This window comes from Ruegeria arenilitoris (genome assembly GCF_013032445.1).
In the GTDB taxonomy this organism is placed as follows: Bacteria; Pseudomonadota; Alphaproteobacteria; order Rhodobacterales; family Rhodobacteraceae; genus Ruegeria; species Ruegeria arenilitoris_F.
The window spans coordinates 1-7,255 of the sequence record NZ_WQCA01000059.1; the positions used below are offsets into that span (position 1 = coordinate 1).

Below are 7,255 nucleotides of genomic sequence, written 5' to 3' on the forward strand. Positions count from 1 at the left end.
GCAAAAGCTACGCAACACCCCTACCCCGCTCAAGCAAAGTTCTTCTGACAAGACTCTTCGACATTCCGAAGCGACAATGGGAAACGGATGTACAGCATCACCGCAAGGCGGATGATCTCGGGACTGGTTTTGAAATACTTGAAGGCGGCAGGTTTGGTCATTCCCAAACGCTACGCACTCGCCCTGCCCCGCTCAAGTAAAGTTAATCTGACAAGACCCTCCCGGTGACTTAGAATGAATGACAACAGCCTACCATAATTGCCTATGTTAGTCGATTTTTGGTGCTGGACAGGCGTCTAAGTTCAAGTGACTTGGGACTGAGCATAGGTTCGCTTCGGGCCGGGCGATAGAAAGTCACTGCTAAATTACTTCTGCAAAGGCAAACCGATAGCAAGAACAGCCGAAAACAATGTATTTTGTCAGAAAGCCAATTTGCTGAGGTGGGGAACACCATGACCTCTGGGAACGCGCTAATTTATCTGTCTGACAAGGACCTCGGGAGTTTGGGCATCCAACCTTCTGAAGTTGCCGATGCCATCGAGTCCGCCCTAATCGCCAAGGTAGACGGAAAGCTTCACACTTCTCCCAAGACAGTCATCTTGCCCGGCGACGGGCGATACGCAATGTCTACATTGGCAATGGGAGATGATGGTTTCATCGTAACCAAGCAGGTTACAGTGTGTCCGGAAAATCCGGCTAGGGATCTTCCCGCGATAAACGGGGCCATCATGGTTATGGATGCGCAAACCGGACTACTTCGCGCGGTCTTGGGAGCGAATTGGATTACGGCTGTCAGAACTGCCGCTCTGTCAGTGGTGGCAGCGCGTAGGCTTGCTGACCCTCATGCTGAGACCGTGGCTTTTGTGGGTGCGGGTGTGCAAGCTCACTCCCATCTTGCTGCGTTTTCAGAACTGTTTCCCTTGAAAAGAATCTGCGTGTTCGGGCGAGGTAAGGAGAATGCCGACAAGCTTTGTCGTTATGCCCGAGGCCTGGGGCTGGAAGCTGAATCGTGCACCAATGCTAAAGGCGCCTTGAGTGATGCTGATCTGATAGTGACATCGATAACCTTGGACTACTCTATTGAACCTTTCTTGGACGCCCGATGGCTGAAACCGACTGGCTTCGCGGCGATAACGGATGTCTGCATTCCGTGGATGCCAGCAGGCATGGCTGCTTTCGAAACGGTAATAGTTGACGACCGACTACAGGAATTGGAAAGCGACAAGCCTATGTTGCCATACGAGCAAATTGCTGGCGATTTGACGGAATTGGTCACTGGAAAAGTCGACATCCGAGTGCGCAACAAACCGGCTGCTTTTGCCTTCAGAGGGATTTCATTGGGGGATTATGCTGCTTCGGTTCTCGCGGTTCGGCGGGCCTCTGACAATCCGGTGAAGTGAGGCCAAAGACATAAACATGCACTTTGGGATTAGAAGATGAAATGGTCGCTTTGGGCTCACAGCTGACCTAAGAGGCGAAGCAGCATCTCACGCCCACGGCGATCACTGCGCAGTCACTTGCGGCCCTTAACTGCCGTTCATCAAGCCACTTTGTTGCTGCAACGCAGCCCGCCAAAGCGGACTTCAATCGATCGCGCAGCACCACGGGTAATCAATGAGCTAGGCCAATCCGAACGCTGTCAGCTCAATCAGACCACTTCATTTGATGACAGACACTTTACACACCCAAAGTCGCGTTAAGGCGTGACGCGTGCAAAAAGATACATTTTATGGTAGTATTGGGCGCACTTAATTTCGAACAGGTTTATTATTATGGGCCAAGATCGTTTTAAGCACAGACTTCGTTTTGCTATTGGGATCACGCTTATATCGGGCATCGTGGCGTCAACCGCGTCCGGCCAGGATGTTGACGCGCCAATTGCGTCCGGCATCTCGGAAACAACGATGCGTGCCCAGCCACTGAACAACGCCTTTCCCGCAAATTTCATGGGGACTTGGGAGCCCTATGACGATGGCAACTGGCTGAATTTCGACCTCGACTTCACCAGCGGCACCGAGGCCATTGAGATGCTCGAGGCGCGTGTCACCTACAGGGATGCCGATGGCATGGAACTGGGAACCGCGACCGTGGGACAACGCGACCTGTCCTTTGCGGTACTCAGCCGGACCGACACAGCCGGAGCGGCCCTGCCTCCGGCATTTGATGAAACCGGTGGACGGCTCGACGATTTCGGCTCATTCGGCGATCAATGCGTTGCGGACATCGTGATCGACTCCAATGGTCTGCTCTACGCCGGAGGGTCAGGGACCAATTCGACGCTATTCGTCGACGACGGCGGCGAACCGCTCATCCCATTCGCATCGCCGTCCGCTCTGCCGAACGGATCGCTTTTGTCGCGCTATACCGAGGACGGAGACAATGACGACGCCTTCTCGGCCAACGGGTTGGAAGCGGTGTCGATCGCTAATCCGATCGTCGAAAACGGGACGATCAGACATGGCGTGAACGCCATCGCGGTCGATGCTCTTGGCAATATCTGGGCTGGCGGCGAGGCGTGGCTGCTGGATGTTCCGTCCGATGACGACCTGCTGTCGTGGTGGTCCGTCATTCGGATCGATACGAATGGCGTGGTAGAGCCGTTTTTCGGCACTCAGATTCTGTTTCCCGAGACAGACAACGGCAGAATAGCCGATCTCGCTTTGCTGTCAGGCAGCATGATCGCCGTCGGCTCCACCGAGGTCGAGGACGAGCCACGGGCGACGCTTGGCATCATCAGTGCAAATGATGCCGAGATCATGGTCGAGGATTTCCTGCCCGACGACATGGTGTCGACATACAGCGCAGTCGTATTGGACGACGAGGAGCGCATCTACGTCGCCGGCTGGTTCGGTCCGCTGCAGGAACTGATTGTCGATGAAGACGACGAACTCGAAGACCGGACATGGTTCGTCGCGCGGTTTCTGTCCGACGGCATGCTCGACGAGGATTTTGGCACGGCAGGCCGAGTCGATGTCGCCTTTCCGGGCGTCGACCGGGCCGCACCCTTGGCTATGGCCATTGACGGTGACGACCGGATCGTCACCGTCGGCACCGTGTCCCCGGGTCCGGGCATCTCGGCCCAGGCCGCCATCGTTCGAATGACATCCTCAGGCGAACTTGACGACACGCTTGCCCCGGCTGAAGCCGGCACGGGAATCATGGTGAGGGATTTTGGATTTCCCGGCCTTGTCGGCGCGGGCGATGTTGCGATCGATGCGGAGGACAGGATCGTTGTCTCCATATTCACCTCCGACATGTTCGCGGCCGTCCGTCTGCTCGATGATGGCGACCTGGACCAGGATTTTGACCAGAACGGCATTGTCGCACTGGAACATCCGGACACGCCTGATCAGACCGGCACGCGATCCACTTCGGTCGCGATCGCATCAGGCAACCGCGTGGTTTTGGGCGGCTGCGCCACCAACGCTTCGGGCGAGGGGAATTTTGCATTGATGCGGCTGAGGGAGGATGGTTTGCTGGATTCCAACGCCACACAGATCCCGCCAGCAACCCGCGTCATCGTTGCCTTCCCGGACGAGGCGCTGGCGGATGACGACCGGTTGTTGCCCTTCGCGGGCGACCCGCCCGCAAGCGTGGATGTCGAGCTTGACGTGCGCGAAGTCGACACAGGCGAGGAATGGACGCTTTCGTTCAACGAGATTCCCACCCCGACATTCGCACCGATTCCGTTTACCGACGGATCGACCTACGTCTTCCCGCTTACGCCGCCGCAACTGTTTGTCTCGCTTCCCGACGACGACGCCTGTGCGGCGCTTGACGATAATGACGACGGCGACGACGAGACAGCGCCCGATCCGCCGGTTCTGAACTACCGGATCACTGTTGCGCATGAGCTTCGCTTTGGCGATATCGAAACCCATCACCGGCATTTCGTGAACAGCCTGAATAACCCGAGCGCGACCAACAACCAGCGCTACGCCTATGATATCGGCGTCACGGACGCCGACGGAAACCTGTCCCGCCCCCTCGACGATGCGTGCGAGGGTATCGACAACCGGCAGAACACCGACAGTTACATCTGGGGCCAGCCGGTGATCGCGATCGCTGATGGCGACATCGTCGGCCTCGACAATAGCCAGCCGAGCAACCCGCGCCCGGGTCCACGCCTAGCGAGTGTCCCGGCGCCCGGGAATTTCATCTCGATCCAGCATTCGAACGGAACGGTCTCGAACTATTACCACATGATCCCGGGCTCCATTCCTGCGAATTTCGGAATGATCGGATCCTGCGGAATGGGGCAGGTCTGCAGCGTCGAACAAGGTGACGTGATCGGCATGGTCGGCAATTCCGGTAACAGCAGCGGGCCACATCTGCATTTTCAGCTGATGGACGGACCGAGCCTGAACAACGACGACGGACTGCCGATCGGGTTCAGCAACGTGATGCTGGATGGCATGCTGCAAACAAATGTCATTTTCCACAGCCGACAGGTACTAGGCGACATCCTGCCAATACCCGAAACCATCGAATTGAATCCGCCGACACCCTCGGGCGCGGTCGGCGAGGCAGAGCCAAATGACGGGCTTGCCGAGCACCATGCCGTGACGCCACCGACCATCGTTTCCGGCACGATATCGGTAGTCGAGGCCCCCACCGTCGCAGTGCGCGGCGATCCGGTCGAGGACATCTACCGGTTCCAGAGCAAAACACGGGCTAGGGTGTTCATCCGGCTCGAGGCGGCTCAGGCTTTTGAAGACCTTGACGTATATCTGCTGAACGAGGGCCTACAGATGCTCAACCCTGACCGCGCAGGCTGGGGTCCGGGCGGGATCGAGGAAATGGTACTCACCGTGCCGCCGGGTCGGTTCTATGTCGCGGTTTCGAACCCGGAGGACGGCTCGGGGATCGATTACGAGCTCGAGATCGATATTCGCCCATTCGCCTGGCAGTATTCGGCCAAGGTGGTGTGCGGCTCACAGCCCGACCCCGAGAACGGGCGTCTGGTGCCGGGACGCTACGCGACAACCGTCAACATTCACAATCCGGGCGGCAACGAGGCGCTGGTTTTCAAAAAGCTTGCACTCGCGTTTCCGCCGGTTGAACAGCGGCCGGGAAGAATTCACGAGATTGGCGAGGACACACTCGGCTATGACCAGGCGGTGAAGACGGATTGCGCCGATCTGGAACTGAATGCGCTCGGTGGCGCACCACCCGAGGGCGAAACCTATTACGAAGGTTGGGTCGTTGTTCAGAGCACCGAACAACTAGACGTCACAGCGGTTTACTCCGCGGCGACGCTGGGGCCTGAAGGCAACGTGACCGGAGCCCACTCGATCGACGTCGAGCAGATTTCTGAACACGGCTTAGGCGTCGACCTTTCGGTCACCAAATCGGCCGAGGATTTCACCTGGCCGTTCGGCGACCGTTTGCTCCATTTCATCCTCTACACGGTTGACGTCGCCAATGCTGGACCGGCGGTTGCCGGCAATGTCCGGGTTAGTGACACCATGGCCCTGAACCTGCTGAACGCGGATGGCGCGGCAGCGCTTCTCCCGTTTCCGCTTGATCTGCCGCCGACAGGGTCGCTGATCTCGATCGAAACCCTGTCGCAAACCGCATCCGCAGCGGAATTCGATATCGGCGACATCGCCCCCGGGTCGGTGCGCAGCATTCGGTTCTGGGGCTTTGCCGCCGCGGGCGCGACAGGTTCCCCGGCCTTTGCGTTTGTCGAGAACACCGTGTCGGTCCGGGCTGGCGAGGCGGAATTGATTGAGGACGACAACAACGACAGCATCAACACGGCGATATTACCATGACACAGATGACGCATATTCTGCTGACCGGCCTTGCGGCGCTCACACTTTTTTTTACTTCCAGCACCTCGGCGCAAAACAGCGGAACCGCATCTCCAAAACCCGAAATCCGGCCGGAAATGCGCATCTGCGGTCAACTGGCGCAACGCGACTCGCTCGCTCAGCTGGACAAACAGCTAAAGCAGTCGAGCCAGGTTGATAGAGACAGCGCCAACTACCGCGCGCCCGACCTGCCAGAAGACCTGCACGCTATGCTGCGATGTCTCATGGCCCGAATAGATACCGGCACGTAGCTGCATTGTGCGCGGCTTGAAACACACCAAAATAACCCCTTCCTGCCGTTGAGTCGGTTTTTGCGTTTCCGTGCGGCAGCCCGGCCAATTAGAGTGGTTTGCGTATTATCTATCCCGTATCCTGCGGCTATGAAGAAGTTGAAACATTCTTCGTCAGTGAACAGCGCGCAAACGCGACCTACGGCATTCCATAGATCGTGGATGGTTCGGGTGGCCGCCTTCTTAATCAAGGCCTTGAGCTTCGAGAAGGCCATCTCGATAGGGTCAGATCGGGCGAGTACAGCGGCAAGAACAAGAACCACGCGCCGCGATCGCGAAGCACGTCCGCGGCGTGCTGGCTATTGTGGCTGGATAGGTTGTCCAGGATGATCACATCGCCTTTCGAAAGCGTCGGCGTGAGCTGGGTTTCGACATAAGTGTCGAACTTCGCACGGTTCATGGTCCAGCCGATGACCTAGGGCGCATCGAGAGGTGCTGTCAGACTAATTCGAACCAGTCTCAGTTTGCCTCGGAAACCGCGAACCTATCCGGAACAAAGTTGTCGCCACTCGCTAAGAGCGGCGGCGCGGGTCAGCTTGAAGGTATCTCGGCTGGTCAGCGATCTTTCCTGGTTGAAGTGGTTGTAGATAAAAAATGGACGGAGGCGAATTTCTGCAAACTTCGCATACGCCTGAAACGCAGCATGGCCCGTTCTCTTCGTCGAAACGGCAGGTGCGAGTTCTCGACGCGGTTGTTGAGCCACCTGCCCGTCTGTTGTTTTTCGAGCGCGCCCATTTCTCTGAGCGCAGCCTTGTAGGAAGCGAAGCGATCTGTGACGACGTTTTCCGCTTTTCCGTGCCGCTTCATCAATTTCCTGAGGAATTTCAGTGCAGCCTGATTGTTTCGGCGTTTGGTGACAATGGCTTCCAGCACCTCGCCTTCATGATCAACGGCCCGCCAAAGATAATGCCGCTTGCCATTCACCCTCGCGAAACCCTCATCCACGTGCCACTTCCATTTGGAGAACACGCGCAGTTGCTGAACACGCTTCCGTCTGATCTCGGTAGCAAACATCGGGCCAAACCTGTTCCACCAATATCGGACAGTTTCGTGGCTCGCGTCGATGCCTCGCTCATGCAGCAGATCTTCGACATTCCGAAGCGAGAGCGGGAAACGGATGTACAGCATCACCGCAAGGCGGATGATCTC

The 7,255-nt window shown here is 57.4% G+C and carries 4 protein-coding genes and 2 pseudogenes; 3 read left to right on the forward strand and 3 right to left on the reverse strand.

Features of this window, described 5'->3' with window-relative positions:
• Nucleotides 1-53 precede the first annotated feature (53 nt).
• Nucleotides 54-161, reverse strand: a pseudogene (locus GOW98_RS25035) (IS6 family transposase); the annotation flags it as partial.
• Between the two features lie 291 nt (nucleotides 162-452).
• Between GOW98_RS25035 and GOW98_RS25040 the strand changes: the two are divergent.
• From GOW98_RS25040 to GOW98_RS25050, 3 genes are all read left to right on the forward strand, one after another.
• On the forward strand, nucleotides 453-1,400 hold the full coding sequence (locus GOW98_RS25040; RefSeq protein WP_170337319.1) for an ornithine cyclodeaminase family protein: 948 nt from the start codon (nucleotides 453-455) through the stop codon (nucleotides 1,398-1,400).
• Between the two features lie 504 nt (nucleotides 1,401-1,904).
• A complete protein-coding gene (locus GOW98_RS25045; protein WP_170337320.1) occupies nucleotides 1,905-5,777 on the forward strand; it encodes a peptidoglycan DD-metalloendopeptidase family protein in 3,873 nt (1,290 codons plus the stop codon).
• Complete coding sequence (locus tag GOW98_RS25050; RefSeq protein WP_170337321.1) at nucleotides 5,774-6,067, forward strand: hypothetical protein; 294 nt, start codon at nucleotides 5,774-5,776, stop codon at nucleotides 6,065-6,067. The genes GOW98_RS25045 and GOW98_RS25050 overlap by 4 nt, the downstream gene beginning before the upstream one ends.
• Nucleotides 6,068-6,293: 226 nt before the next feature.
• Here GOW98_RS25050 and GOW98_RS26440 read toward each other — a convergent pair whose 3' ends face one another.
• Nucleotides 6,294-6,506 carry a transposase gene (locus GOW98_RS26440; RefSeq protein WP_170337322.1) on the reverse strand — a complete coding sequence of 71 codons (213 nt, stop codon included), beginning with the start codon at nucleotides 6,504-6,506 and terminating at the stop codon, nucleotides 6,294-6,296.
• A gap of 84 nt (nucleotides 6,507-6,590) precedes the next feature.
• Nucleotides 6,591-7,255, reverse strand: a pseudogene (locus GOW98_RS25060) (IS6 family transposase); the annotation flags it as partial.

What these genes read in the sequence shown, in the direction of transcription:
- GOW98_RS25040 (WP_170337319.1), top strand. Translation starts at nt 453, where the DNA reads ATGACCTCTGGGAACGCGCTAATTTATCTGTCTGACAAGGACCTCGGG.
- GOW98_RS26440 (WP_170337322.1), bottom strand. Translation starts at nt 6,506, where the DNA reads ATGAACCGTGCGAAGTTCGACACTTATGTCGAAACCCAGCTCACGCCG.
- GOW98_RS25050 (WP_170337321.1), top strand. Translation starts at nt 5,774, where the DNA reads ATGACACAGATGACGCATATTCTGCTGACCGGCCTTGCGGCGCTCACA.
- GOW98_RS25045 (WP_170337320.1), top strand. Translation starts at nt 1,905, where the DNA reads ATGCGTGCCCAGCCACTGAACAACGCCTTTCCCGCAAATTTCATGGGG.